26 protein-coding genes, 1 tRNA gene and 1 pseudogene are annotated in these 26,839 nt (G+C 68.9%); 10 read left to right on the top strand and 18 right to left on the bottom strand.

The genetic code is table 11. The features are described from left to right. The 3 genes and pseudogenes from MA875_RS15040 to MA875_RS15030 form a co-directional block, all read left to right on the top strand. Positions 1-302 (top strand): integrase core domain-containing protein (locus MA875_RS15040; RefSeq protein ID WP_248243065.1); only part of this gene is annotated, 302 nt, incomplete at its 5' end. Positions 303-344: 42 nt separating this feature from the next. Continuing rightward, positions 345-641, top strand: a pseudogene (locus MA875_RS17935) (integrase core domain-containing protein); the annotation flags it as partial. Positions 642-839: 198 nt separating this feature from the next. Continuing rightward, positions 840-1,028: a hypothetical protein gene (locus MA875_RS15030; protein ID WP_248243063.1), complete on the top strand. Its 189-nt coding sequence runs from the start codon at positions 840-842 to the stop codon at positions 1,026-1,028. Positions 1,029-1,079: 51 nt separating this feature from the next. Here the strand turns inward: MA875_RS15030 and MA875_RS15025 are convergent. The 10 genes from MA875_RS15025 to rplU form a co-directional block, all read right to left on the bottom strand. After that, positions 1,080-1,155 (bottom strand) — tRNA-Ala (locus tag MA875_RS15025). A gap of 42 nt (positions 1,156-1,197) precedes the next feature. Then, a complete protein-coding gene (gene rsfS, locus MA875_RS15020) occupies positions 1,198-1,575 on the bottom strand; it encodes a ribosome silencing factor (RefSeq protein ID WP_282449174.1) in 378 nt (125 codons plus the stop codon). Between the two features lie 23 nt (positions 1,576-1,598). Continuing rightward, positions 1,599-2,540 carry a hypothetical protein gene (locus MA875_RS15015; protein ID WP_248243061.1) on the bottom strand — a complete coding sequence of 314 codons (942 nt, stop codon included), beginning with the start codon at positions 2,538-2,540 and terminating at the stop codon, positions 1,599-1,601. Next, on the bottom strand, positions 2,537-3,133 hold the full coding sequence (nadD, locus tag MA875_RS15010; protein WP_248243060.1) for a nicotinate-nucleotide adenylyltransferase: 597 nt from the start codon (positions 3,131-3,133) through the stop codon (positions 2,537-2,539). The genes MA875_RS15015 and nadD overlap by 4 nt, the downstream gene beginning before the upstream one ends. Positions 3,134-3,142: 9 nt before the next feature. After that, positions 3,143-3,370 (bottom strand): hypothetical protein, encoded by a 228-nt coding sequence (locus MA875_RS15005; RefSeq protein ID WP_248243059.1) that lies wholly within the window; start codon positions 3,368-3,370, stop codon positions 3,143-3,145. Positions 3,371-3,418: 48 nt separating this feature from the next. Further along, positions 3,419-4,645 (bottom strand): glutamate-5-semialdehyde dehydrogenase, encoded by a 1,227-nt coding sequence (locus MA875_RS15000; RefSeq protein WP_248243074.1) that lies wholly within the window; start codon positions 4,643-4,645, stop codon positions 3,419-3,421. A gap of 111 nt (positions 4,646-4,756) precedes the next feature. Continuing rightward, positions 4,757-5,578 carry a glutamate 5-kinase gene (gene proB, locus MA875_RS14995; protein WP_248243058.1) on the bottom strand — a complete coding sequence of 274 codons (822 nt, stop codon included), beginning with the start codon at positions 5,576-5,578 and terminating at the stop codon, positions 4,757-4,759. Then, complete coding sequence (obgE, locus tag MA875_RS14990) at positions 5,575-7,080, bottom strand: GTPase ObgE (protein WP_248243057.1); 1,506 nt, start codon at positions 7,078-7,080, stop codon at positions 5,575-5,577. Before obgE ends, proB begins: the two co-directional genes overlap by 4 nt. A gap of 95 nt (positions 7,081-7,175) precedes the next feature. Then, complete coding sequence (gene rpmA / locus MA875_RS14985; RefSeq protein WP_124293341.1) at positions 7,176-7,430, bottom strand: 50S ribosomal protein L27; 255 nt, start codon at positions 7,428-7,430, stop codon at positions 7,176-7,178. Positions 7,431-7,448: 18 nt separating this feature from the next. After that, positions 7,449-7,757 carry a 50S ribosomal protein L21 gene (gene rplU / locus MA875_RS14980; protein WP_164478179.1) on the bottom strand — a complete coding sequence of 103 codons (309 nt, stop codon included), beginning with the start codon at positions 7,755-7,757 and terminating at the stop codon, positions 7,449-7,451. A 157-nt stretch (positions 7,758-7,914) separates the two neighbouring features. On the opposite strand from rplU, the gene MA875_RS14975 reads away from it, so the two are divergent. After that, entirely contained in the window at positions 7,915-8,196 is a 282-nt protein-coding gene (locus MA875_RS14975; protein ID WP_248243056.1) for a DUF4031 domain-containing protein, read from the top strand. Here MA875_RS14975 and MA875_RS14970 read toward each other — a convergent pair. Then, the gene (locus MA875_RS14970; protein ID WP_248243055.1) at positions 8,190-10,604 is read right to left on the bottom strand and encodes an Rne/Rng family ribonuclease; all 2,415 of its coding nucleotides are present in this window, start codon (positions 10,602-10,604) and stop codon (positions 8,190-8,192) included. The genes MA875_RS14975 and MA875_RS14970 overlap by 7 nt on opposite strands. Before the next feature lie 293 nt (positions 10,605-10,897). On the opposite strand from MA875_RS14970, the gene MA875_RS14965 reads away from it, so the two are divergent. Next, on the top strand, positions 10,898-11,500 hold the full coding sequence (locus tag MA875_RS14965; protein ID WP_248243054.1) for a vitamin K epoxide reductase family protein: 603 nt from the start codon (positions 10,898-10,900) through the stop codon (positions 11,498-11,500). Here MA875_RS14965 and ndk read toward each other — a convergent pair whose 3' ends face one another. Genes ndk through ileS form a run of 4 tightly spaced genes read right to left on the bottom strand, consistent with a single transcriptional unit; the run spans position 11,501 to position 17,047 of the window. Further along, entirely contained in the window at positions 11,501-11,914 is a 414-nt protein-coding gene (ndk, locus tag MA875_RS14960) for a nucleoside-diphosphate kinase (RefSeq protein WP_248243053.1), read from the bottom strand. It lies immediately after the preceding gene. A 5-nt stretch (positions 11,915-11,919) separates the two neighbouring features. Next, on the bottom strand, positions 11,920-12,336 hold the full coding sequence (locus MA875_RS14955; protein ID WP_308221538.1) for a DUF4233 domain-containing protein: 417 nt from the start codon (positions 12,334-12,336) through the stop codon (positions 11,920-11,922). Then, positions 12,333-13,685, bottom strand: a complete 1,353-nt coding sequence (locus MA875_RS14950) for a bifunctional folylpolyglutamate synthase/dihydrofolate synthase (RefSeq protein WP_248243052.1) — start codon at positions 13,683-13,685, stop codon at positions 12,333-12,335. Before MA875_RS14950 ends, MA875_RS14955 begins: the two co-directional genes overlap by 4 nt. Continuing rightward, positions 13,685-17,047: an isoleucine--tRNA ligase gene (ileS, locus tag MA875_RS14945; protein ID WP_248243051.1), complete on the bottom strand. Its 3,363-nt coding sequence runs from the start codon at positions 17,045-17,047 to the stop codon at positions 13,685-13,687. Before ileS ends, MA875_RS14950 begins: the two co-directional genes overlap by 1 nt. Before the next feature lie 280 nt (positions 17,048-17,327). On the opposite strand from ileS, the gene MA875_RS14940 reads away from it, so the two are divergent. From MA875_RS14940 to MA875_RS14930, 3 genes are all read left to right on the top strand, one after another. Continuing rightward, complete coding sequence (locus MA875_RS14940) at positions 17,328-18,674, top strand: MFS transporter (RefSeq protein ID WP_248243050.1); 1,347 nt, start codon at positions 17,328-17,330, stop codon at positions 18,672-18,674. Positions 18,675-18,737: 63 nt separating this feature from the next. Beyond that, positions 18,738-21,308 carry a valine--tRNA ligase gene (gene valS / locus MA875_RS14935; RefSeq protein ID WP_248243049.1) on the top strand — a complete coding sequence of 857 codons (2,571 nt, stop codon included), beginning with the start codon at positions 18,738-18,740 and terminating at the stop codon, positions 21,306-21,308. Position 21,309: 1 nt separating this feature from the next. Beyond that, the gene (locus tag MA875_RS14930) at positions 21,310-21,549 is read left to right on the top strand and encodes a hypothetical protein (RefSeq protein ID WP_248243048.1); all 240 of its coding nucleotides are present in this window, start codon (positions 21,310-21,312) and stop codon (positions 21,547-21,549) included. Here MA875_RS14930 and MA875_RS14925 read toward each other — a convergent pair. After that, positions 21,522-22,844, bottom strand: a complete 1,323-nt coding sequence (locus MA875_RS14925; protein WP_248243047.1) for an MFS transporter — start codon at positions 22,842-22,844, stop codon at positions 21,522-21,524. The two genes, MA875_RS14930 and MA875_RS14925, sit on opposite strands and share 28 nt — an antisense overlap. On the opposite strand from MA875_RS14925, the gene MA875_RS17860 reads away from it, so the two are divergent. Continuing rightward, positions 22,819-23,037 carry a hypothetical protein gene (locus MA875_RS17860; protein WP_248243046.1) on the top strand — a complete coding sequence of 73 codons (219 nt, stop codon included), beginning with the start codon at positions 22,819-22,821 and terminating at the stop codon, positions 23,035-23,037. The two genes, MA875_RS14925 and MA875_RS17860, sit on opposite strands and share 26 nt — an antisense overlap. A 17-nt stretch (positions 23,038-23,054) precedes the next feature. Here MA875_RS17860 and MA875_RS14915 read toward each other — a convergent pair whose 3' ends face one another. Continuing rightward, on the bottom strand, positions 23,055-23,690 hold the full coding sequence (locus MA875_RS14915) for an ArsR/SmtB family transcription factor (RefSeq protein WP_248243045.1): 636 nt from the start codon (positions 23,688-23,690) through the stop codon (positions 23,055-23,057). A 91-nt stretch (positions 23,691-23,781) separates the two neighbouring features. On the opposite strand from MA875_RS14915, the gene MA875_RS14910 reads away from it, so the two are divergent. After that, complete coding sequence (locus MA875_RS14910) at positions 23,782-25,833, top strand: M3 family metallopeptidase (RefSeq protein WP_248243044.1); 2,052 nt, start codon at positions 23,782-23,784, stop codon at positions 25,831-25,833. 4 nt (positions 25,834-25,837) lie between these two features. On the opposite strand, the gene MA875_RS14905 is transcribed toward MA875_RS14910, so the two are convergent. Next, positions 25,838-26,824 carry a serine hydrolase domain-containing protein gene (locus MA875_RS14905; RefSeq protein ID WP_248243043.1) on the bottom strand — a complete coding sequence of 329 codons (987 nt, stop codon included), beginning with the start codon at positions 26,822-26,824 and terminating at the stop codon, positions 25,838-25,840. Positions 26,825-26,839 lie beyond the last annotated feature (15 nt).

The following is a 26,839-nucleotide window of genomic DNA, read 5'->3' as shown; positions in this document are numbered from 1 at the left end:
ACTCCGAGCGGCTCGCTGATGTCGGCGCGATCGCGTCCATCGGGACCGTGGGTGACTCGTTCGATAACGCCCTGGCAGAGACGGTCGTGGGCCTTTACAAGAACGAGTGCGTGAAGATCGACGGCCCGTTCCGCACCGTCGACGAGCTCGAGCTCGCCACGCTGTCCTGGGTGCACTGGTTCAACGAGAACCGGCTGCACTCATCGATCGGATACCTCACACCGATCGAGAAGGAGAACCAGTACTACCGTGAAATCAACCCCCAGCACCAGCCGGCGCTGGGAGAACTCGCCCTCCACTAGACCCGGGGCGATTCAAACTGGCTCGACGACCACTCCCGACTCCTGCTGTCCTGCAGCGCCCACCGCCCCGTCACCGGCAAGAGCGTCGTCGACACCTTCCTCACGACCATCGACATCTACGGGCCGCCCGCCTCCACCCTCACCGACAACGGGCGCGTCTACACCGCCCGCCACGGCGGTGGTCGCAACGAGTTCGAATACGTCCTCGCAGCCCTGAACATCCGCCAGAAGAACGGCGCCCCCAACCACCCCCAGACCCAAGGCAAGATCGAACGCTTCCACCAGACCCTGAAACGCTGGCTCGCGGCACGACCGCGCGCGCACACGATCAGCGAGCTGCAGACCCAGCTCGACACGTTCCGAGAGCACTACAACACCGCCCGGCCACACCGCGCCCACTCACTCACCCCAGCAACGGCCTACACCGCCACCCCGAAAGCCACCCCCGCCGGCAGCCGGCACGACGCCGTCCACTACCGGATCCGCTACGACCACGTCGGCACCAACGGGAAGATCAGCTTCCGCCGCGCCGCCCGCATGCACCACCTCGGCATCGGCGCCGCACACCGCGGGAAACGCTGCATCCTCATCACCGACGAACACACCATCACCGTCATCCACCTCGACACCGGCGAAATCCTCGCTACGAACACCATCAATCCCGCCCGCACCTACTGGCGAAACAACGAAAAAGAGCCCGGCCGATGGCCGGACTCTCCTTCATGACATGTCATCTATGTCGCGACTCAGATGTCTCCTATGTCGCGACTCATCACATGGTGGACCTGAGGGGACTCGAACCCCTGACCCCCTGCATGCCATGCAGGTGCGCTACCAGCTGCGCCACAGGCCCGGACGTTGCCTCAGGAGGCAACCCCACAAGATTACTACATGCTCAGGCGTGCCTCGAACCACGGCCGCCGTCCGCATCGCCGGCGTGCGCGGGCACCTCGATCGGGACGATCGGGCAATCCTTCCACAGCCGCTCCAGACCATAGAAGATCCGCTCCTCCTCGTGGAAGACGTGCACGACGAGATCACCGAAGTCCAGAAGCACCCACCGTGCCTCCTGGCGTCCTTCGCGGCGAAGCCTCTTGTGGCCCGCATCCAGCAGCTTCTGCTCGACCTCGTCGGCGATGGCCGCGACGTTCCGCTCGCTGCGTCCCGTCGCCAGGAGGAAGATGTCCACGAGAGGCAGCGGCTCGGACACGTCCAACGCCACGAGGTCTTCCGCGCCCTTGTCGTCGGCGGCAGCGGCCGCGATCTGAAGCATCGCGCGCGAGGACTCCGTGGCGGTCACGCGAACACCCCGCTGACGAACGCGAGGATGAGCACCGCGGCCAGGGCGAGGGCGAGGGCGCCGGCGGTGATGGCCAGCGCGATCATGAGGCGGCTGCCCTTCTCCGGCGCCGGCGGCTGGATGATCTCACCGGGCAGCTTGACCGTGCTGATCGCGGCGCTCGCGGCGATCGGCGTCGGTGACGAATGCGCCGGAAGCTCACCGTCGACGAGCACGGCGTCGACGTCTTTGCCGTCGGCCGTGCCGGGGGCGTGCCCGGTCGATCCGAGTCCATCGGGAAGGTTCAGCATTCCCGTGATGATCACCTCGCCGGTGGCGTTGACCGGCGCCATGATCTGGGGTGACGGCGTCTGCGAAACGATGAGGGCGTGCGGGGTGCTCGAGGTCGAGGCCGGCGCCCGCGTGAGCAGCTGATCGAAAGAGGGCGGGAGGTCGACCTGCACGGCCTCGGCTTCGAGGAGCTCGGCACCGAGCCTCGGGCTGACGGTGGCCCGATCTCCCGGCGCGGCGGGGTCATCGACCGACGCGACCGATGCAGCCTCTCGAGGAGCCGACTCGGATACCACGTCGACCGCAGGGCCGGAGATCTCCGGTGAGGGAGCGGGCTGCGACGCGGAACCCATCAGGTCGGATGCGATCACGGGAACCGACGCGGTGCGGATCCGCTCCTGCTGACGGGCCTGTCGACGCGTGAGGGGCGACACACCCAGGTCGACGGCCGCGTCCGCCACGGGCGGGGCCCCGACGACGGCCGGTTCCGCGGCCCGGGCGAGGGGGGCGACCGGGGCCGCGCTCTTCTCGGGCGCAGGCTCCGTCGACGTCGCGTCCTGGCGTGCGGAGTCGATTGCTTCCTGGCTGACGACCGGAGTCGCGCCGGTGTTGCGGATCTCACGCAGTTGCTTGCGGGTCAGCGGGGGGTTCGCTGGATTGTCCGTCATTCCTTGCTCCGGTAGAGGTGATGCTTGGCAATGTATTGCACGACGCCGTCCGGCACGAGGTACCACACCGGGTGGCCTCGGCGAACGCGTTCTCGGCAATCCGTCGACGAGATGGCGAGGGCGGGGATCTGCAGCTGACTCACATCTTCGGTCGGCAGGCCCGCGGTGTCGAGGACGTGACCTGGACGAGAGACGGCGACGAAGTGGGCGAGATCCCACAGTTCATCATGGTCCCTCCAACTGAGAATTTGCGCTATGGCGTCCGCGCCGGTGATGAAGAACAGCTCGGCATCGGGTCGCTGGCTCTTCAGGTCGCGCAGCGTGTCGATCGTGTACGTCGGGCCGGAACGGTCGATGTCCACGCGGCTGACCGTGAACTGAGGATTCGAGGCGGTCGCGATCACCGTCATGAGGTAGCGGTGCTCGCTGTCGCTGACGCGGGTCTTCTGCCAGGGATTCCCCGTCGGGACGAAGACGACCTCATCGAGGTCGAACGACTGCGCCACTTCGCTGGCCGCGACGAGGTGGCCGTGGTGGATGGGATCGAAGGTCCCGCCCATCACCCCGATCCTCGGGGGACGCGTCGAACGCATGCGCGCGGCCTAGTGGCCGTGCCCCGCCTTCACGATGTCGTTGGCGTGGGCCTGCGAGTAGGCCTCGGCCTTGTGCGCGTGGCGGTTCGCCACATTGCGGTAGGACGCGGTGACGAGGGCGAGCGCCGCGAAGACGATGATGGCCACGATGCCGTACCACACCGTCTCCAGCGCCACGTTCCCGTGGGACTCGGCCTCTTCGGCGGCGATGCTGACAAGCGTCGCGAAGGTCGTCATTCGGGCTCCGTTCGTTTTCCCGGGTGCAGGCCTTCCCAGTCTAGGCGGTCAACCGCGCACTTGCCCGGTACCCCGCGCGATCCACTTGGCGCTGGTGAGCTCGGCGAGGCCCATGGGACCGCGGGCGTGGAGTTTCTGCGTGGAGATACCGACCTCGGCGCCGAACCCGAATTCGCCTCCGTCGGTGAAGCGCGTGGACGCGTTGACCATCACCACCGCCGAGTCCACCTCCGCCACGAACCGCTCGGCGCTGGTGTCATCCATCGTGATGATCGATTCGGTGTGCTGCGTGGAGTATCGGCGAATGTGCTCCAGCGCCTCGTCGAGGTCATCGACCACGCGCATCGCGACGTCGAGACTGAGGTACTCGGCCGCCCAGTCCGCCTCATCGGCCGGTACACCCTGTCCGGCCAGATGCAACGTGGTCTGGTCGCCGTGGACGGTGACACCGCGCGAGACGAGGGCATCGACGACGGCCGGGACCAGTCGTTCGGCCGCACCGCGGTGCACGAGGACCGTCTCGACGGCGTTGCACACACTGGGACGCTGCACCTTCGCGTTGACGACGATGTCTCGCGCCCACTCCAGGGGCGCGGACTCGTCGAGGACGATGTGCACCACACCGGCACCCGTCTCGATCACCGGAACGGTGGACTCGGTCACGACGGTGTGGATGAGCGCCGCGCTCCCCCGGGGCACCAGGACGTCGATGAGCCCCCGGGCGGTCATGAGGGCGCGGGCTCCGTCGCGGCCGAACGGATCGACCGTCTGGACACTCTCGGGATCGATTCCGACCGAGGCCAGCGCTCGGCGCATGACGGAAACGATCGTGGCGTTGCTGGATGCCGCGGCGCTCCCCCCACGCAGGACGACGGCGTTCCCGGAGCGGAGGGCGAGAGCAGTGATGTCCACGGTGACGTTGGGTCGGGCTTCGTAGATCGCCCCGACGACGCCGAAGGGCACCGAGACCTTCGTCAGAGCCACGCCGCTGGGAAGCGTTCGGGCGTCGAGGACGCGCCCGACCGGATCGGGAAGTTCGCTGATCGCCCGAACGGCCTCGGCGAGGGCTGCCACGCGGGACGGCGTCAGCGACAGTCGGTCCTGCAGCGCGTCGGACATGCCCTCCTCACGACCGCGCTGGAGATCGTCACGGTTCGCGGCGATGATCTCGTCGGCGGCCGCGGCGATCGCGTCCGCGATCGCGTGCAGGCCGTGCCGCTTCTGGGCGTCGGTGAGAAGACCGATCGAGCGCGCGGCATCCTTCGCCCTCCGCATGCGGACGACCGCACCGTCCTCAGCGTCGGCATCGTGCTCGGTCTCGGCAACCAGATCGGCGGAGGAGGTGGACATGCCTCCAGGGTAGCGACCGTCGGTGGGTCCGAGCGGTCAGGCCGTGCGGATGGCGCCGGTGGGAACGGGAGTCTCCACCGGTCGCGGGATGAAGAACGTGCCGACCTGGCCGCCGGCGAGGGCATCCTCGACGAGGTCGGCGCTGGTGACGAGGGTGGCGATCCCCGATGCCGCAGCGAGCTTGGCCGCGGAGGCCTTGGTCGCCGCTCCCCCGGTTCCCACGCTGTTGACCACGACCGAACCGAACTCGTAGCCGGAGAGGTCGTCACCGGGCGCGACATCGACGATCGGACGCGCACCCGGCTGATCCGGTGGCCGGGTGTAGAGGCAGGCGATGTCGCTGAGGAGGATGAGCGCGTCCGCGCCGACCAGCTGCGCGACCATCGCGGCCAACCGGTCGTTGTCTCCGAACCGGATCTCGTGGGTGGCGACGGTGTCGTTCTCGTTCACGATGGGGAGGATCCGAAGCCCCAGGAGCCTCTCCATGGCGCGCCGCGCGTTGGAGCGGTGAGTGACGTTCTCCAGATCGCCGGCGGTGAGGAGCACCTGACCGGCGACGATGCGGAAGGGGCGGAGGGCCTCCTGGTAGCGGTAGATCAGCACGTTCTGTCCGACGGCTGCTGCAGCCTGCTGCGTCGCGAGGTCGCTCGGTCGCTCATCGAGGGCGAGGAACGGCATGCCCGTGGCAATGGCGCCGGAGGACACCAGCACGACCTCCGTGCCCGACGCATGGGCTTTGGCGAGCGCCTCGACGAGCGGCTTGATCTTTGCCGCGTTCTCGCCGCTGATCGAGGAGGATCCGACCTTCACCACCACACGGCGCGCCCCCGGGATGGCGGCGCGGTCCGTCAGCGTCACTCCGACTCCTCGGTAGCCTGCCGTTCTGCGCGGCGTTCGGCCTCGAGGTCTGCGCGCGCCTGCGCCTTGGCGTCCATCCGCTCGTGGTAGCGCTCGCGACGCTGCGACGTGGTCCGGCGCGTGCTCTGGTCGAAGCGGGGATCGGTGCCACGGGGGGCGGCGATCAGCTCGGCGGCGGAGCTCAAGGACGGCTGCCAGTCGAACACCACGCTCTCCCCTTCGCCGATGACCACCGTCGCCCCGGCGGTCGCCCCCACGCGGTAGAGCTCGTCCTCGACCCCGAGCCGGTCGAGGCGGTCGGCCAGGAAGCCGACGGCCTCTTCGTTCTGGAAGTCCGTCTGCTGCACCCACCGCACCGGCTTCTCGCCGAGAATGCGGTAGACCGGGCCGTAGGTGCCGCCCTCGACACGGACGGTGAAGTCGGCTTCCGATCCCTTCGGCCGGATCACGATCCGTTCGACGGGTGGCTGTGCGGCCTGCGTCACCCGGTGCGCCGAGATCAGGTCGCCCAGCGCGAAGGTCAGCGGGCGCAGACCCTCGCGCGACACCGTGGAGATCTCGAATACCCGGAAGCCGCGGGCTTCGAGCTCGGGGCGCACCAGGTCGGCCAGGTCCTTCGCCTCGGGGACGTCGATCTTGTTCAGCGCGACCAGCTGCGGTCGGTTCAGGAGCGGAACCTGGTCGTCGGGCACGGGGTAGGCGGCGAGCTCGGCGAGGATGACGTCGAGATCGGTGAGCGGGTCGCGGCCCGGGTCGAGCGTCGCGCAGTCGAGCACGTGCACCAGGGCCGTGCAGCGCTCGACATGGCGGAGGAACTCCAGGCCCAGCCCGCGGCCCTCGCTGGCGCCCTCGATCAGGCCCGGCACATCCGCGACGGTGTAGCGGACGTCTCCGGCCTGCACCACGCCGAGGTTTGGGTGGAGGGTGGTGAAGGGGTAGTCGGCGATCTTCGGGCGTGCCGCCGAGATCGCCGCGATGAGGCTGGACTTCCCGGCAGACGGGAAGCCGACGAGCGCGACGTCCGCGACGGTCTTGAGCTCGAGGACGACATCGCCCTCCCACCCGGGCGTGCCGAGGAGCGCGAATCCCGGGGCCTTGCGCTTGGGCGAGGCCAGGGCGGCGTTCCCGAGCCCGCCGCGACCGCCGGGAGCGACGACGAACCGCATCCCCGCTTCGATCATGTCCACGAGGGTCTCGCCCGACGGCTCCTTGACGACGGTGCCGACCGGCACGGCCAGTTCGAGCGACTCGCCGGCCGCGCCGGAGCGGTGATCGCCCATGCCGAACCCGCCGTTGCCCGCGCTGCGGTGAGGAGAGTGGTGGTACGACAGCAGCGTCGTGACCTGCGGGTCGGCGACCAGGACGATGTCCCCGCCGTTGCCGCCGTTGCCGCCGTCCGGTCCCGCGAGCGGCTTGAACTTCTCACGGCGGACCGAGACGCAGCCGTTGCCGCCCTTTCCGGCTCGCAGGTGCAGCGTCACCTGGTCGACGAAGGTGACCATCATGCTCCCTGCGGTCGGGGCGACGCGTCGCCGTGGAGTGGGAAAGGGGGCGAGCATTCGCCCGCCCCCTCCCGGAGAACTGATCGAGGAGGCCGTTACTCGGCCGCGACGATGTTGACGACCTTGCGGCCGCCCTTGGTGCCGAACTCGACGGCGCCGGCGGACAGCGCGAAGAGCGTGTCATCGCCGCCGCGGCCGACATTGGCGCCGGGGTGGAAGTGGGTGCCGCGCTGGCGGACGATGATCTCGCCGGCGAGCACCTGCTGGCCGCCGAAGCGCTTCACGCCCAGGCGCTGTGCATTGGAGTCACGACCGTTGCGGGTGGAGCTTGCGCCCTTTTTGTGTGCCATCTCTACGTCTCCCTGGGCTTACTTGATGCCGGTGATCTTGACGCGCGTGAGGTCCTGACGGTGACCCTGGCGCTTCTTGTATCCGGTCTTGTTCTTGAACTTCTGGATCACGATCTTTGGCCCGCGCTCTTCGCCGAGGACCTCGGCGGTCACGGTGACCTTCGCGAGCTTGTCGGCATCGGTCGTCACGGCGTCGCCGTCGACGAGCAGAACCGCGGGCAGCTCGAGCTTGTCGCCCACCTTCGCCTGCTGACGGTCGAGGACGACGATCGTGCCGACCTCCACCTTCTCCTGACGGCCGCCGGCGCGCACAACTGCGTAAACCACTTCACACCTGTTTTTCTTCTGGGAGCGCACGCGCTCGGGATGTCACACAAGACATGGTGCGGATTTCTCGACGCACCAAAGGGATACATTACCGGATGCCTCGACCTCAGGCAAAAGCCGCGGACCGCGTGTCCCGTCGCGACCATAGGATCACGGCATGGCGATCCTGATCGACGATCCCCGATGGCCCGCCCACGGGCGGCTCTGGTCGCACCTGATCAGCGACAGCGATCTCGACGAGCTCCACGCATTCGCGGCGGCCGCCGGCATCCCCCGCCGTGGGTTCGATCTCGATCACTACGACGTGCCCGAGGACGCGTACGATCGCCTCGTTCAGGCCGGTGCCCGCCCGGTGGACGGGCACCAGCTGGTGCGCGCGCTGCTGGCGTCAGGGCTTCGCGTGCCCGCGCGGGAACGCCGTCGCCGCAACGCTCACTGAGGAGGATCGACCGGCGCGTGAGTGACCGGCGTCCCGGTCAGCGCGGCGGTCGTGACACGCCGACGCGCCCGTCCCTGCCCGGGTGCCTTGGGCTCGGGAAGGGCGTCGAGGACCGAATCCAGCAGCAGCTCGGCTTCCGATTTCGGGGTCTTCGCCGCCTCGGAACGCTTCTTCCGCGACTTCTTCGGCCGCTCCCGCTCCGCGGCCCGGTCGACGCCCTCCTCGACGATGGCCTCGGCGACCGCCTCGACCACCGCGGGCGGGATCTGCGGACGCTCATCCTCGGCGTGGGGCTGGATGGTCGACGCCGCGATCTGCGCCAGAGCCGACTTGACGCCCTCGGTGATGACGTGGGTGCCCTGGGACCCGCCGTTGGACGAGGAGCCGTTGCGCGGCCGTCGCCCCCCTGAGCCGCTGCCCGCGGCGCGATGCTTGGAGACGGGATCGTGGTGGACGACGATGCCGCGACCTGCGCACACCTCGCACGGCTCGCTGAAGGTCTCCAGCAGCCCGAGGCCGAGCTTCTTCCGGGTCATCTGGACGAGCCCGAGCGAGGTCACCTCCGCGACCTGATGCTTGGTGCGGTCGCGGCTCAGACATTCGACCATGCGCCGCAGGACCAGGTCTCGGTTGGACTCCAGGACCATGTCGATGAAGTCGACGACGATGATGCCGCCGATGTCGCGCAGTCGCAGCTGGCGGACGATTTCCTCCGCCGCCTCGAGGTTGTTCTTCGTGACCGTCTCCTCGAGGTTGCCCCCCGAGCCGACGAACTTTCCGGTGTTGACGTCGATGACGGTCATCGCCTCGGTGCGGTCGATCACGAGCGAGCCGCCGGAGGGCAGCCACACCTTGCGATCGAGGGCCTTCTCGATCTGCTCGGTGATGCGGAACTCGTCGAACGGGTCGGCGTCGCCCTCGTAGCGCGCGACGCGCTCGAGCAGATCGGGAGCGACGCTCTGGAGGTAGGACGTGATCGTCTGGAAGGCGTCGTCGCCCTGGATGAGCATCTTCGAGAAGTCCTCGTTGAAGACGTCGCGGACGATCTTCACCAGGAGGTCCGGCTCGGCGTGCAGCAGCGCGGGCGCCGGCATGGACTCGACCTGCCGGCTGATGTGCTCCCACTGCGTGGTCAGACGCTGCACGTCGTGCGTGAGCTGATCCTCCGTGGCGCCCTCTGCGGCCGTGCGCACGATGACACCGGATGACTCGGGGAGCACCTCCTTGAGGATGCGCTTCAGGCGAGCCCGCTCGGTGTCGGGGAGCTTGCGCGAGATCCCGTTCATCGCGCCGCCCGGGACGTAGACCAGATAGCGTCCGGGGAGCGAGATCTGACTGGTCAGGCGTGCGCCCTTGTGGCCGACAGGGTCCTTGGTGACCTGGACGAGCACCTTGTCGCCGGACTTCAACGCCAGTTCGATGCGACGCGGCTGGTTGCCGGTCTCGACCGCATCCCAATCCACCTCGCCCGAGTACAGTACGGCGTTGCGGCCACGACCGATGTCGACGAAGGCGGCCTCCATGCTGGGCAGGACGTTCTGCACGCGACCCAGGTACACGTTGCCGATGAGCGAGGCGTCCTGGTGGCGGGCGACGTAGTGCTCGACGAGCACGTTGTCCTCGAGGACGGCGATCTGGATGCGCCCGGCCTTGGACCGGACGATCATGACCCGGTCGACGGCCTCGCGACGCGCCAGGAACTCGGCCTCGGTCACCACTGCGCGACGACGCCCTGCCTCACGACCGTCGCGGCGGCGCTGCTTCTTCGCCTCCAGACGCGTCGAGCCCTTGATCCGCTGCGGCTCGGTCACCAGCTCGACCGCGCGCTGCCTCGGCTGCTCGTCGCGGTCGCGTCCCTGGTCGCCGTCGTCGTCACGGCTGTCGGATCCCCCGCGGCGCCGGCGGCGCTTGGAGGTCGCCGTGGCGGGTGCGCTCTGTTCGGCGCGGGGAGAGCGCGGAGGAAGGGCAGGAAGGGGCGGGAGGTCGGGGGCGTAGAAGTGCAGCGTCGTGGACACCGAGGACACGAACACCTCGGGCAGGAGCCCCAGGCTCACCGCGGTCGGCGGCCCCTGCGGCTCCTCCGGCACGTCCGAGCCCGCCGGGGAGTCGACCGCCTCGTCTGCAGAACGCGCGTCGCCGGCATCTCCCGCCTCTGCGGACTCCGTGTCGACGGACTCCTCCGGCGTGGGTTCGGCGGCGGAGCCGCCGTCTCGCGGCGTGTCGGCATCCTCGGTCCGGGCCACCTCCGCCTCGGCGACCTCGGTATCGGGAGCGGGCGCCCCCTCCTCGTAGACCGCGATGGATTCGATCAGGGCCGCGGTCTCACCGTCGGCTGCGTCCGGAGCCGGGGCTGGGGCCTCTGAGCCCACTGCGGAAGGATCGGCGTGCTGTTCGTTCTCATCGGCCATCACTGGCGTACTCCTTGCGGGGCGACACCGCGCGTCGTCCGGCGAAATCTCTGGCGGCGCCGCACCTGCGGTGCCGCGAACTCACTACGGTCTGCAGCCGGCCCGCGGCTCGGGCTGCGAGGGCGGTCATCGCCCGAAGTCTTCGTGATGCGGTGAGGCGGCGCGGCCGCCACGCATCACCCGCCATTATCGCACACGGCGCCGGCCGGGCACCGGTGCGCGCGCCGTCGATCCGCCGCGATGCCCGCGGCGCCTGCGGCGGGCACCCAGGATGCCGGTGACAGAATCGTGCCGTGCCCGCACCCACCTCACGCACCCCACCCCGAGCCCTGGCGATCTGGCTCATCCTCGCCGGCGTGGTCGGATGGTGGGCGGCGTTCTCGCTCACGATGGAGCGATTCCATCTGCTGGAGAACCCGGGATCGAGTGCGTCGTGCGACTTCAGCCCCCTGGTGCAGTGCGGCAAGAACCTCGAATCGGCCCAGGGTGCGGTGTTCGGCTTCCCCAATCCGATCCTCGGTCTGACCGGGTGGGTCGCTCCGATCGTCGTGGGCGCCGCCATCCTCGCCGGCGCGCGATTCGCCCGATGGTTCTGGCTGATATTCGAGCTCGGGGTGACGCTGGCGTTCGTCTTCGTCGTCTGGCTGATCGCGCAGAGCATCTTCGTCCTGGGGACGCTGTGCCCCTGGTGCATGGTGACGTGGGTCGTGGCGATCCCGTCGTTCTACGCCGTGACCCTCCACGTCCTTCGGACCGGGATCCTTCCGGCTCCGCGGGCGATCCGCCGCGCGGCGGATCGGTTGACGGGGTGGATACCTCTTCTGGCGGTGCTCAGCTACGCGGTCGTGGCGATCCTCGCCCAGGCACGGCTCGACGTCCTGGGTTCGCTCTTCTGATCAGAACCAGATCGACAGCTCCCGCGACGCCGACTCGGGGCTGTCGGAGCCGTGCACGAGGTTCTGCTGCACCTTCAGGCCCCAGTCCCGACCGAAGTCGCCCCGGATGGTGCCGGGTGCCGCCGCCGTCGGGTCGGTGGCGCCGGCGAGGGAGCGGAATCCCTCGATGACGCGGTTGCCGGCGACGCGGATGGCCACCGATGGTCCCGACATCATGAATTCCAGGAGCGGTTCGTAGAACGGCTTGCCTTCGTGCTCGGCGTAGTGCGCCTCGAGACGCTCGCGGTCGGGCTCGACCAGGCGGATGTCGACCAGGGCGTAGCCCTTGGCCTCGATGCGGGCGAGGATCGCTCCCGTCAGTCCCCGGGCGACCCCGTCGGGTTTCACCAGGACGAGGGTCTCTTGCATGGCCATGTCGGTCAGTCTCCGTTCCGTTCCCGTTCTTCCGCCGCCCGCCGCGCGTTGCGCGCATCGAGGGAGGCCCCCTTGATGGTGGCATACCCCCACATCCCGCCGAAAATGAGCGCGACGAACAGCAGCGCCGGCACGAGGATCGCACCGAGCGCGACGACGATCTGCAGCATCCACCCGACGACCACGGCCCAGCGGTGGCGGAGGAGCCCTGCGGTGACGATCATCAGGAGGGCGACGACGGTTCCCGCCACGATGCCCCACCAGGCCGGAATGGGTTCGGGGAGGGCGCGCAGCCCATAGATCAACAGGCCCCCGAGAAAGGCGATGAGCGACTCGAATCCGAGGACGATCGAGCCGAGCGACTCCTCCGCCCCCCGTTGACGACGAGGGCGGCGTGGTCGCTCCGACGCCGTCGCCGTCACGACCGCCACCCCCCGCGCCACCCCTCATCCTCGGCGAGGGCGATGGCCTCCCCCGCGAGCACGACGGAACCCGTGATGACGACCGCTCGGCGCGGGGATGCCGCCGCCCACTCCCTCGCGGCGTCTGCGGCGTCCTGCAGGTCGCGGTGGACGGTCACTCGTCGACCGGACGACTCGACGAGGTCGGCCAGGGCGTCGGCGTCGCGGGCACGGTCGGAATCGGGCACGGTCGCGAAGACCGGCCCCTCGACGGAGGACAGGGCCTGGAGGATGCCCGCGGCATCCTTGTCGTCGAGGACGCCCAGAACCAGTCCCCATTCGTCGAAATCGAAGGATGCGGCCAGAGCGGCCGTCAAGGCGCGCGCGCCGTGCGGGTTGTGCGCCGCGTCGACGACGACGGTGGGATCGGCGCCGACCACCTGCACGCGACCCGGGGAGGTCGCGGTGCCCAGTCCCTCGGCGACGATGTCGGGATCGAGACCGCGGTCACCCGGCGCGAGGAGTGACTCGACGGCGGCGACGGCCAGGGTGGCGTTCTCAGCCTGATGCCCGCCGTACAGCGGCAGGTACACGTCGGTGTACCGCGCGTGGAGGCCCCGGATGGTCACGACCTGCCCGCCGACGGCGAGCCGGGCGTCCTCGAGGGCGAAATCCTCCTGCTCGACCGCGAGCGTCGCGCTCTGTCGCGCGGCGGCCTCCCGCAGGGCGGCTGCCGCGGACGGGTGCTGTCGTGCCGACACCGCAGCCGCGCCGGGCTTGATGATTCCGGATTTCACGGTCGCGATCTCGGTGATGGTCTCTCCCAGCCGGTCGGCGTGATCGAGATCGATCGGGGCGAACACGGCGACGTCGCCGTCGGCGGTGTTCGTGGCATCCCACGATCCGCCCATCCCGACCTCGAGCACCAGGACATCGATCGGAGCGTCGGCGAAGGCGACGAACGCGAGCACCGTCAGCAACTCGAAGAAGGTGAGCGCGGCGTCATCAGCTGCGGCGAGCTCCGCGTCGACGAGGTCGACGATCGGTGAGATCTCGTCCCACGCGTCGGCCACGGCGGCATCGTCGATCGGTTCACCGTCGATCATGATCCGTTCGGTGAACCGCGTCAGGTGCGGGCTCGTGAACAGGCCTGTGCGCAGGCCGTGCGCACGCACCAGGCTCTCGATGATGCGGCTGGTCGAGGTCTTGCCGTTGGTGCCGGTCACGTGGATCACGCGATAGGTGCGCTGCGGATCGTCGAGCAGTTCCAGCACCCGTCGAGTGCGCTCCACACGGGGCTGGACCCACCGCTCCCCCTGCCGGGTGAGCAGAGCGGCGTACACGCGGTCGGCGCGTTCGCGATGACCCATCATGCCTCCCGTCGTGACACGGCGACTTCGAAGGCGCCGCGGTTGGCGAAGGTGCCCGCGTCGAATCGCGCGGTGTGCTCGGGCTCGGAATCCGAGGGCCTCGAGCCGCGTGGTCCGTACAGACCGTGCGCGACCGCGAGGGTCTCCGTCGCCACCCCCGCCGTGTCGAAAGCCGACTCGACGGCGACGCGGTCGTCGGCCTCGTCGAAGCTCAACCACAGCTCGATCCGGTCGCTCACCTCGAACCCGGCGGCCTTGCGGGTGTCCTGCACCGCGCGGATGATGTCGCGCGCCAGCCCCTCGGCCTCCAGTTCGGGTGTGGTCGTGGTGTCCAGCAGCACGAAGCCCCCTCCCGACAGCAGCGCGAGCGCCGTGCCTTCGGCCGCACCCCCGGCCTCGAGGGCCAGGTCGTACTCTCCCGGCTCCAGAGCGATTCCGTCGACCACGACGACGCCGTCCTGTTCCTCCCACACGCCGGCCTTCGCACCGGCGATCACGTGCTGCACCTGCTTCCCGAGCCGCGGTCCGGCGGCCCGGGCGTTCACCGTGAGCCGCTTGCTGATGCCGTAACGCTCGGCGACGGCGTCGTCGAGCTCGGCCGTGGTGACCGACTTCACGTTCAGCTCGTCGCGCACGATGCCCTCGAAACGCGCGAGGCCCGCGGCGTCGCGCGTGACGACGGTGAGGCTCGGCAGGGGCAGGCGCACGCGCAGCCCGTGCTTCTTGCGAAGGGCGTTTGCGACGGAGGACACCTCCCGGACGGCGTCCATGGCATCTCGGATGTCGTCTGCGGCCGGGTAGGCGGCGGCGTCCGGCCAGTCCTGGAGGTGCACGCTCCTCCCCCCGGTCAGGCCCTGCCACACCCGTTCGGACACGAGTGGGATGAGGGGGGCCGCAACCCGGGTCAGGGTCTCGAGCACCGTGTACAGGGTGTCGAAGGCCTCGGTCGTCCGGGGGTCGTCCGCCGAGACGCCCGCCCAGAACCTGTCGCGCGAGCGGCGGATGTACCAGTTGGTCAGCACCTCGGCGAACTCGCGGAGCTTCGCCGCCGCGGAGGTCGAATCCAAGCCCTCGAGATCCTCGGTCACCCCGCGGACGAGGTCTCCGGTGCGCGCGAGGATGTAGCGGTCGAGCACGTCCTGCGAGTCGGTGCGCCAGGACGCCTCGTAACCGCCGGAGGCATTGGCGTACGTGGCGAAGAAGTACCAAGCGTTCCACAGCGGAAGCAGGAACTCCCGGACACCCGCCCGGATCCCCTCCTCGGTGACGACGAGGTTCCCGCCGCGCAGCACCGGGCTCGCCATGAGGAACCAGCGCATCGCGTCGGACCCGTCCCGGTCGAAGACCTCACGGACGTCGGGGTAGTTGCGCAGCGACTTCGACATCTTCTGACCGTCGTTGCCGAGCACGATGCCGTGCGCCGAGACGGCTTTGAACGCCGGTCGGTCGAACAGAGCCGTGGACAGGACGTGCATGACGTAGAACCACCCACGGGTCTGACCGATGTACTCGACGATGAAGTCGGCCGGGGCGTGCGCATCGAACCATTCGTGATTCTCGAAGGGGTAGTGCACCTGGGCGAACGGCATCGACCCGGAGTCGAACCAGACATCGAGCACGTCCTCGATCCGGCGCATCGTGCTGCGCCCGGTCGGGTCATCCGGATTCGGCCGGGTCAGCTCATCGATGTAGGGGCGGTGGAGATCCACCTCGCCGGCGGGGTTGCGCGGCAGGCGACCGAAGTCGCGTTCGAGGTCGGCGAGCGACCCGTACACGTCCACGCGGGGGTGGTCGGGGTCATCGCTCTTCCACACCGGGATCGGCGAGCCCCAGAACCGGTTGCGGCTGATCGACCAGTCGCGCGCCCCCTCCAGCCACTTGCCGAACTGCCCGTGCTTGACGTTGTCGGGTACCCACGTGATCTGCTCGTTCCCGGCGAGGAGCTGCTCCTTGATGTCGGTCACCCGGACGAACCAGCTCGACACGGCCTTGTAGATCAGCGGGTTCCGGCACCGCCAGCAGTGCGGGTAGGAGTGCTCGTAGCTGGCTTCACGCAGAAGGCGTCCGGCGTCGCGCAGCAGGCGGATGAGCGGACGGTTGGCATCCATCCACAGCTGCCCCGCGACATCGGTCACCTGCGGCAGGAAACGGCCGCCGTCGTCCAGCGACAGGATCGTCGGGATGCCGACGGCCTCGGCCACCCGCTGGTCGTCCTCACCGTAGGCGGGAGCCTGGTGGACGATGCCGGTGCCGTCACTGGTGGTGACGTAGTCGTCGACGAGGATCTGCCAGGCGTTGTGCGTTCCCCAGGTCTCGGCGTCGGCGTAGTAGTCGAACAGCCGGTCGTACGCGACGCCCTCGAGCTCTGTCCCCATGACGGCGGCATCGACCGCCGCGCGGGCCTCGTCAGCCGTCTCGTACCCGAGATCCTTGGCGTAGCCGGCCAGCAGATCCTCCGCGAGGAGGTACCGGTGAGCGCTCGATTCGACCGCGTCGTCCGGCGTCCCGTCGGGAGAGGTGTGAACATCCGCGGCGCCGCGCGGACCCGCCGGCAGGACCACGTAACGGATGTCGGGCCCCACGGCCAGGGCGAGGTTCGTCGGCAGTGTCCAGGGCGTCGTGGTCCAGGCCAGGGCTCGGACGGCGGTCAGCCCGAGCGCTTCGGCCTTCGCGCCGACCAGCGGGAAGGTCACCGTGACCGACGGGTCCTGTCGCATCTGGTAGACGTCGTCGTCCATCCGCAGCTCGTGGCTGGACAGCGGGGTCTCGTCGCGCCAGCAGTACGGAAGCACCCGGTACCCCTCGTACGCCAGCCCTTTGTCGTACAGCGTGTGGAAGGCCCACAGCACCGACTCCATGTAGGTCGTGTCGAGGGTCTTGTACCCGCGCTCGAAATCCACCCACCGCGCCTGACGGGTGACGTAGTCCTGCCACTCCCGGGTGTAGGCGAGGACCGATTCCCGGGCGCGGTCGTTGAAGACATCGATGCCCATCGCCTCGATGTCGGTCTTCTCGGTGATGCCGAGCTGCTTCATCGCCTCGAGTTCGGCCGGGAGTCCGTGGGTGTCCCAGCCGAAGACGCGGTCGACCTTCTTGCCCCGCATGGTCTGGAAGCGCGGGAAGAGGTCTTTGGCGTACCCGGTGAGGAGGTGGCCGTAGTGGGGCAGCCCGTTCGCGAACGGCGGGCCGTCGTAGAACACCCACTCCTCCGCTCCGTCGCGGTGCGCGACGGAGGCGCGGAAGGTGTCGTCCTCGCCCCAGAACGCCAGCACCTCGTTCTCGATGTCGGGGAACCGCGGGCTCGGAACGACCGCCGCGGGGCCGAAGGAGGCGCCGGAGGAAGTGGGCTTGGGGTAGGTCATGTCGTCTCGCAGTCGTCGGTCGTGCCGGACGCCGGGACGACTCCTCGCGAGCCGCGGTACCACCCTGCTTGCGGGTCTCCCCGCCCCTCTCACAGCGGCTGTGACGGGCCTGCCCCGCTCGGTTCTACTTGTCCCCGTGGGGGATGTTCTTCCGAGTGCTCCCCGGTGATGGCCGGATCGATGCGTGTGCGTCGATCATATCGCTGCCGTTCCACTCAGGGGTTGCGGGAATGCCGGAAGGGTCGGTGAGGTTTCTGGACTCGTGCCAGAATCATCCCCCGTGTCCTCTCCCACCTCAGCGCTCGCATCCGCCCCCGACCGCTCCCCCACCCGCCGCGTCGCGTGGGCGTCGATGGTCGGCACGTCGCTGGAGTCGTTCGACTTCTACCTCTTCGCGTACTTCTCGGCGTTCTTCGTCGGTCCGCTCTTCTTCGAGCCGCTCGGCGCGGTCGGCGGCACGGCGCTGTCGTTCCTCACCATCGCGGTGGCCTTCGTCGTCCGCCCGGTCGGCGCGCTGATCTTTGGGTATCTCGGCGATCGTCTCGGGCGGCGCACGACACTGCTGTGGACGGTCGGCATCATGGGTGTGGCGACCGGCCTCATCGGTCTTCTCCCCACCTACGCTCAGGCCGGCTGGATCGGCGCCGTGCTGCTCGTCGCGCTGCGCATCGCGCAGGGGCTGTCCCTGGGGGGCGAGTGGGGCGGATCGATCCTCATCGCCACCGAGCACTCCTCGCCCCTCAAGCGCGCCTTCTACGCCGCGATCCCGCAGCTGGGCTCGCCCGTGGGTTCCATCCTGTCCGCCGCGGTGTTCATCGTGCTGACCTTCGTCCTCCCCGCGGATGAGCTGGCGGCGTGGGGCTGGCGGATCCCCTTCCTTCTCGCCCTGCCGCTCTTGCTGGTGTCGCTGTACCTGCGTTGGTCGATCAGCGAGACGCCGGTCTTCGAGGGCCTCGTGGCCGAGGGGCGGCGTGACCGGACTCCGGTGCTGTCGATGCTCCGCCAGCGGCCGGGGGCTCTGGCGATCGCCATCGGCGCCGCCCTCCTGGGGATCGGGTCGTACTCGCTGATGAACACCTACACGATCAACTACGGCACGTCCGAGCTGGGGTTCAGCTATCAGGACCTCCTCGTGGCCACGACCGTCGGGGGGCTGCTGCAGCTGGTCACGATCCCGCTCTTCGGCGTGTGGGCCACCCGCGTCGGTTCCAGCCGCGTCGTCGTCGCCGGAGCGCTCGGCACGCTTCTGATCACCTTCCCCCTGTACTACCTCCTGCAGTTCTCGACGTTCCCGATCCTCGTGGCGACCATGATCGTCGGCGGCATCCTTCCCACCATGTCGTGGGCGGCCCTGGGCGGACTCATGAACGATCTGTTCCCGGATCGGTTCCGCTACTCCGCCCTGTCGTTCGCCTATGCCCTCGCCGCGACGATCAGCGGGTTCGTGCCCTACCTGACGCTCTCGCTCGGCCAGGCCACGGGCTTCGCCTGGTGGCACCCCGGCGTCATCCTCGCGTCGATGTCGGCGGTGACGCTCATCGCATCCCTGGCGGCCGGCGCGATGATCGCCCGCCGTCCGGTCGGCGACGGCGAGGTGGCCCCCGAGGTGCTCGTGTCGGCCCGATAGAATCGGGCGGACCCACACTCAGGCACGCTCACACAGTGCCGCACATAGCGCCGAGGAGACACCATGGCCACCATTCCCGACAAGCCCGCACTCGAGGGGCTGGAGAAGACCTGGGACCAGCGGTGGACCGCGGCGGGAACCTACGCGTTCGACCGGATCCGCGCCGCCGAAGTGGGGCGCGACGGCATCTACAGCATCGACACCCCGCCCCCCACCGCCTCGGGGAGCCTGCACATCGGCCACGTCTTCAGCTACACCCACACCGATGTCAAGGTGCGCTTCGAGCGGATGCGCGGCAAGGTCGTGTTCTACCCGATGGGGTGGGACGACAACGGTCTGCCCACCGAACGCCGGGTCCAGAACTACTACGGTGTCCGGTGCGACCCGAGCCTGCCCTACGACCCGGATTTCACTCCGCCGTACGAGGGCGGCGACAACAAGTCGTCGCGGGCGGCCGATCAGATCCCGATCAGCCGTCGCAACTTCATCGAGCTCTGCGAGAAGCTCACGGTCGAAGATGAGAAGCAGTTCGAGGCGCTGTGGCGAGACCTGGGTCTCAGCGTCGACTGGACTCAGACCTATCGCACGATCTCCGACGAGACGATGCGCACCAGTCAGCTCGCGTTCCTCCGCAACATCGAGCGCGGCGAGGCCTATCAGGCGCTCGCGCCCACCCTCTGGGACATCGACTTCCGCTCGGCGATCGCCCAGGCCGAGCTCGAGGATCGCGAGCAGCCGGCCGCCTACCACCGGATCGCCTTCCATCGCACGGACGGCAGCGGCGACATCCACATCGAGACCACCCGGCCCGAGCTCCTCCCCGCCTGCGTGGCGCTCGTGGCGCACCCCGACGACGAGCGCTACCGCGACGTGTTCGGCACGACGGTGCGGACGCCCCTGTTCGACGTCGAGGTGCCGGTGCTGTCCCACCCGCTCGCCCAGCCCGACAAGGGATCGGGCATCGCGATGATCTGCACCTTCGGCGACGTGACCGACATCATCTGGTGGCGCGAGCTCGATCTCCCCAACCGCACAATACTCGGCCAGGACGGCCGGGTGATCGCCGAGGCACCCGAGGTCATCAGGTCGGAGGCGGGCATGTCGGCGTATGCCGAGCTCGCCGGGAAGACCGTCTTCAGCGCGAAGAAGCGCATCGTCGAGCTCCTGCAGGAGTCGGGCGAGCTCATCGGCGAGCCGCGGCCGTTCACCCACCCGGTGAAGTTCTACGAGAAGGGCGACCGCCCGCTGGAGATCGTCTCCACGCGCCAGTGGTACATCCGCAACGGCGCCCGCGACGCGGCGCTGCGCGAGCGGCTCATCTCGCTCGGACGCGAGCTGACGTGGCATCCCGACTTCATGCGCGTGCGCTACGAGAATTGGACCAACGGCCTCACCGGCGACTGGTTGGTCTCGCGCCAGCGCTTCTTCGGCGTGCCGATCCCCGTCTGGTACGGCCTGGATGCGGACGGCAACCGCGACTACGACCGGGTGATCCTCCCCGAGGTCTCGCAGCTGCCGGTGGATCCGACGATCGATGTCCCCCCGGGTTTCGCCGCCGACCAGCGCGGCGTACCGGGCGGGTTCGAGGGAGAGCAGGACATCTTCGACACGTGGGCGACCTCCTCGCTGACACCCCAGCACGCCGGTGGATGGGAGCGCGATCCGGAGCTCTGGGATCTCGTCTCACCGTTCGACCTGCGCCCGCAGGGGCAGGACATCATCCGCACCTGGCTGTTCTCCACCATGCTGCGCAGCGCCGTCGAAGACGGCCGATCGCCCTGGCGCACGGCGGCGATCTCGGGCTTCATCGTCGACCCCGACCGCAAGAAGATGTCCAAGTCCAAGGGCAACGTCGTCACCCCCGCCGACATCCTCGCCCAACACGGGTCGGACGCGGTCCGCTACTGGGCGGCGTCCAGCAGGCTGGGCACCGATGCCGCCTTCGACCCGCAGAACCCCACGCAGATCAAGATCGGTCGGCGCCTGGCCATCAAGATCCTGAACGCGGCGAAATTCGTCCTCTCCTTCCCCGTGCCCGATTCGGCCCAGATCACCCATCCTCTGGATGCCAGCATGCTGGCGACCCTGGACAGGGTCGTCGACGAGGCGACGACGGCGTGGGAGGCCTACGACCACGCGCGGGCGCTGGAAACCACCGAATCGTTCTTCTGGACCTTCTGCGACGACTATCTGGAGTTGGTGAAGGAGCGGGCCTACGACCGTTCCACCTCGGGCGGCGCGTCTGCGGCGCTGGCTCTCAGACAGGCGCTGAGCACCCTGTTGCGACTGTTCGCGCCCGTCCTCTCCTTCGCCACGGAAGAGGCGTGGTCGTGGTTCAACGACGGCTCGGTCCACCTGGCCGACTGGCCTCGATCCCAATCGATCGACGGCGATCCGCTCGTGCTCTCAGCCGTCGGCAGCGCCCTCATCGGCATCCGCCGCGCGAAGACCGAGGCGAAGGTCTCGCAGAAGACGCCCGTGGCCGAGCTGACGATCCAGGCGTCGGCGGAGTCGGCGGCGCTCCTGCGTCTTGCCGAGGACGATCTGAAGGCCGTCGGCCGTGTCGCGCAGATCGTGTACGCCGACGGCGCGGAGACGACCGTCGTCGACATCCGCTTCGCCGAGGAGGCCTGAGATGCAATTGGGAACCCGGTGGACCTCCGGAGATGAGCCCCCCTCCTCCGTGCCGCCCGCCGTCGTGGCGGCCATCCGTTCCGTCGACGCCACCTTCGGCTCGAGTGGGCCGCGACCGCGCTGGACGCTGACGTGGCTCGAGGGTCGGCCGATCGCGGAGCTCGACAGCGGTGTCATCGTCGAGCTCGACGCGGACGGCACCGCGGTCGTGCGTCACGACGCCGAGGACGAGTTCGGCTGAGCCGCTCCCTCCCTCCCGTCGGTGGGGGGCAGGGATGTCGGGCCCGTCTGCCGGCTCGCCGCCAGGATGAGGCGCGCCGCCAGCGCGGTGGCCAGGAGCGTCACTCCTGCGGCGATCAGGTAGGGCAGCCGCAGATCGATGCGCGCGACCAGTCCCCCGGCGATCGTCGCTATCGGGAACAGGCCCCAGGTGAGGCTGCGGATGACTCCGAGGACGCGCCCGAAGATGTCGCCGGGCACGATCAGCTGCCGAAGAGCTCCCCAGGGGACATTCCAGGTGGACACCGCGAACGCCATGAGGGCGTAGAAGAGCACGGCGAGCGCGACTCCGGGCGCCGCTGCGACGAGCGCCAGGCTCATCGCGGCGAGGAGGTTCGCACTGAGCATCACGGCGCCGCGACCGAACCTGTCGACCAGGAGCGGTGCGACGAGAGAGCCCGCGAGGGCACCGACGCCGATGCCGGCCGTGACGAATCCGATCGCAGCGGGCGAGACTCCCTGGGTGTCGAGGAAGTACAGGATCGTCGCCGCCTGCGCGAAGGAGAAGGCCGAGCCCACCACCGAGGTGAAAATCACCAGAGCGCGAAGGTAACGGTGCTGCCACAGATATCCGAGTGCCGCGCGGGTGGAGATCGGCGAGGCGGGTCGAGTGTCGTCTGCAGCGCGGCGCGGTCGCGCCGCGGCGACGGGAAGAAGCAGAGCGAGGATGATCGGCACCAGGTAGCCGAGCGCGCCGAGCCACAGCGGCAGCGCCAGAGCCACGGCGAAGAGCACGCCGGCCACCGGTTGCGCGAGGAAGCTGTCGATGGTGATCTGCGCAGCCTGGACCCTGCCGTTGGCGCGATCGAGCCCACTGCGGGGAACGAGCGCGGGGATGACGGCGTTCGTCGCGTTGTCGAACAGGGTCTCCCCCGCTCCGAACACCAGCACGCCCGCGAACAGCGCCCAGATCGTCAGCTCGTCATTGACGGTCAGAAGGGCGAGTGCGACCGCGGCGCCACCGCGCAGGGTGTTGGCCGCGGCCATGATGATGCGCCGGTCGAAGCGGTCCACGAGCATGCCGGCCGGAAGGCCGAAAACCAGCCAGGGGAGGAAGGCCAGCGCGCCGAGCGTGGCGATCGCGAGCGGATCCGAGGTCAGCGTCGTCGCGATGAGCGGTACGGCGGTGCGGCCGAGCCCGTCCGCCAGGTTGCTGAAGGCCGCCGCGACCCACAGTCGACCGAAATTCCGACCGAGCGGCGGGCGCCGCGGAGCCGGTCCAAGCTCGGGCGTGACCTCGGACCTCGTGTCGGTCACCGGCTCAGCCCGGGAACAGGCCGATCGCGCCGCGCGCGACCGCGTGCCCGCGACGATCCGCGGCGGCGGCCGCGACAGCGGCGCTTCGCCGACCGACCGGGTCGGCACGGCGTTCGACGCGACGCGCGACAGCGCGTCGGGCAGCATCGGCGGCGACGAGGACGAGACGCTCGACACCGGTCGTGGCGGGTAAGGGGGTGGTGAGAGTGGTCATGAGACACCTCCGATGTCGGGCAGCGGGAAGACGTCGGCGCGGATGGTGACGGGTCGGACGTCCTCACCCTGCTGGTTGCGGTAGCGGTCGACGGTCTCGTCGATGATCGCCATGAGGCGATGGGTGAGCTCGGCGCTCTGAGCCGGTGTGAGGCGTGCGGTGGCCGTCGAGATGAGGCTCGCATGCTTCCACTCGTCGTCTTCCAGCCCGATCGCGTGATCGTGGAAGTCGAGGAGAGCCTGCTGACGGAGGCGGAAGAACTCGCTGGTGACGAGCTGGGTAACGGCGCGCGCAGCCGGCGTCTTCGCGGTGCCCGCCGCGCTCATGGACACCCCGCCTACGGGCCGCTCCCACCAGCGCTCACGGCCGGTCCCCTGCCCGGGGCGCTCACGGATGAGATCCTGCTTCGCAAGCGCGCGAAGGTGGTAGCTCGTCGAACCCGTCGATTCTCCCAGCCGCTCCGCGAGCGAACTCGCCGTCTGCGGACCGTACTGGCTGAGGATGTCGTAGATCTTCACCCGGAGCGGATGAGCGAGAGCCCGCAGAGCCGGCGCGTCGAGAACGCGGTCGTTCGCGTGCCGCGCGTCGACCCGCGCTGCGGCGTCAGCCTCGTCGTCCTGTGGGGTGCTCATGCAGCAAGGCTAGCGATGCAAAGAGTTCTTTGCAAGCACTGTTTTGCAAACATACCGTTGCACATGGTCATCCCTCACCTAGGGTGGAGGGATGACCGACGCCAACCCGCTGCTCGAACCCTCGTCCCTGCCCTATGGACTGCCGGACTATCGCCGGATCGCGGCCGCCGACTACCTTCCGGCGTTCCGCGCCGCGTTCGCGGCACACCGTGACGAGGTCGCCCGAATCGCGGCGAACCCGTCGGAAGCGACTTTCCAGAACACGCTCGTCGCCCTGGAGGAGTCAGGTCACCTCCTCGGTGACGTCGCGCGCACGTTCTACACGGTGTCCTCGGCCGATGCCACCGACGACATCCAGGTCGTGGAGGAGGAGCTCGCTCCCCTCATGGCCGCGCACCAGGACGCCATCCAGCTCGATCCCACCCTCTACGCACGCGTGCGCCACGTCTACGACGCTCTCGAGCACAGCGACCTCTCGCCCGAGGACCGCTACCTCGTAGAACGGCGCTATCGCGAGATGACCCATGCCGGCGCAGCGCTGGGAGATGACGCGAAGGAACGTCTCACACGGCTCAATCAGCGGCTGTCGACCCTGACCACGATGTTCGAGAAGAACCTCTTGGCCGACACCAACGACCTCGCCGTCGTTTTCGACGACGTGTCGGAGCTCGAGGGGCTCACCGATGGTGAACTCTCTGCGGCAGCTCGGGCCGCCGCAGACCGCGGCCTGGAGGGGAAGTTCGTCGTCACGCTCACGCTCTTCACCGGGCATCCCTATCTCTCGAGCCTGACCGACCGCGAGAGCCGCCGGCGCATCATGGCCGCGTCGCAGTCCCGCAGCTCTCGCGGCAACGCCAATGACAACACCGGGGTGCTGCGCGAGATCGTGCGCCTGCGTGCCGAGCGTGCAGAGCTTCTGGGATACGACTCGCACGCGGCCTACATCACGGCGGATGAGACGGCCGGCTCCCCCGAGGCCGTGCGGGAACTGCTGTTCCGGCTGGCGGCGCCGGCCGCTCGAAACGCGAAGAGAGAACAGGCCGCACTGCAGGGCATCATCGATTCATCCGGCGACCCGTTCCCCCTCGCCGCCCACGACTGGGCCTTCTACACCGAGAGGGTGCGCGAAGCCGAGTACGACCTCGATCGCGCGGCGCTCCGGCCGTGGTTCGAGGCGGAGCGCGTCTTGAAGGAGGGCGTGTTCCGTGCGGCCACCGAGCTCTACGGTGTGACCTTCACCGAGCGACCCGATCTTCCCGCGTACCACCCCGAGGCCCGGGTGTTCGAGGTGCACGACGCGGACGGCAGCCCGATCGGGCTGTACATCCTCGATCTGTACACCCGCGACACCAAACGCGGTGGGGCATGGATGAACTCGATCGTGGTGCAGTCGCGCCTGCGAGGAACAGCGCCCGTCGTGGTGAACAACCTCAACGTTCCGCAGCCCTCCCCCGGCAGCCCGACGCTTCTCACCCTCGACGAGGTCACCACCCTCTTCCACGAGTTCGGCCACGCCCTTCACGGTCTTTTCGCCACCGTGACCTACCCATCGTTCGGGGGGACCAACGTCTTCCGCGATTTTGTGGAATTCCCGAGCCAGGTCAACGAGATGTGGATCTACTGTCCGGAGATCCTCAGCACCTACGCCCGGCACGTCGAGACCGAGGAGCCCCTTCCCGCAGATGTGGTGGAGAAGCTCCACGCGTCGGAGGCGTTCAACCAGGGCTTCTCCACCAGCGAGTACCTCGCGGCATCCTGGATCGACCAGGCATGGCACCGACTCCGCGCTGAGGACGCTGCGGCGGAGCTCGACGTGGCGGGCTTCGAGGCGGCCGCTCTCGCCGAGATCGGACTGGACAATCCCGCCGTTCCGACCCGTTACTCCTCCACCTACTTCGCCCATGTGTTCTCGGGCGGATACAGCGCCGGGTACTACTCCTACATCTGGAGCGAGGTCCTCGATGCCGACACCGTCGAGTGGTTCCGCGAGAACGGGGGACTTACGCGCGATAACGGCGACCGGTTCCGGCAGCGGTTGCTCGGCGTCGGGGGATCCAAGGACCCGCTGGAGGCCTACCGCGACTTCCGCGGCCGCGACGCCGAGATCACTCCGCTGCTGCGTCGCCGCGGCCTCGCCGCCTGAGCCATCACACCTCGGAGGCGGACGAGCGTCCCAGCACCTCGTCCATGAGTGCACGTGTGCGCGCGAAGGTGCGCACGGCCACGTTCGCCAGGCCGGTCACCGTGGTCCCCGTGATCCGGTGGCGCCGGCTGACCGCGCTGACACCGTGGTCACCGCCCGCCAGGACCAGATCCTCGCCGTCGATCCATACTCCACGGGCATACCCGAGACCGTCACCGGCGTCCTCCGTCGTGGGAGACACCACCAGCCGCACGAGGGCAGGATCGAGGATCCGGCCCTCGAAAAGCGCCTCCCAGAACGCGTGCAGATCGGCCTCGGTCGAATGCGCACCGCCGTCCCCCGATCCCACGACGGGGAGCGCGAAGACGTTGGTCCGCCCGTCGTCCCGGTATCCGGTCGCCGTACCCGCCGGGAGTTGATCAGACCGGGGGAATCCGGAGTGCGACATGCCTGCGGCGGCGAACACCCGGGTCTCGACGAGGTCGGCGAACGCGTGACCTGCGACCCGCTCCGCGATGACCGCGAGCACGACATACCCGCTGTTGCAGTAGGAGAAGCGCTCCCCCGCCTGGAACTTCGCGGGATGACCGTCCAGGAGGGGGAGGTAGGCCGCGGTCGAGTCGAGGTCCTGGACGGGAATCGGCAGGGGTGCCAGGGCATCGATCTCCTCATCGAGGTAATCGCCGATTCCGGACGTGTGGGTGAGGAGATGGTCCACCGTCACGTCCGCGGCGATGAGAGGAAGGTCGGCCCCGAGGATGTCGCGCACGGGCGTCTTCAGCGACAGTGCGCGATCTCCGATGAGCGAGAGGATCAGGGTCGCCGTGAACGTCTTCGTGCCACTGGCCAATCCGAATCGTGTGGCGACGGTGTTCGGCGCCTGCGCGGCACGGTCGGCCATACCACCGGCCTGCGCGCCGAGCACGGCGTCCGCGCGCCGCACGCTGAGCACGCCGGGGTAGTCACCGAGCGACAGAGCCCGGATGCTCATCGCGCCCCGCGCCGC

The sequence above is a fragment of the Microbacterium kunmingense genome, assembly GCF_023155745.1.
GTDB classification, from domain to species: Bacteria; Actinomycetota; Actinomycetes; order Actinomycetales; family Microbacteriaceae; genus Microbacterium; species Microbacterium kunmingense.
The sequence above is the reverse complement of the archived record's forward strand: the minus strand, read 5'-3'. Positions and strand labels throughout refer to the sequence as shown.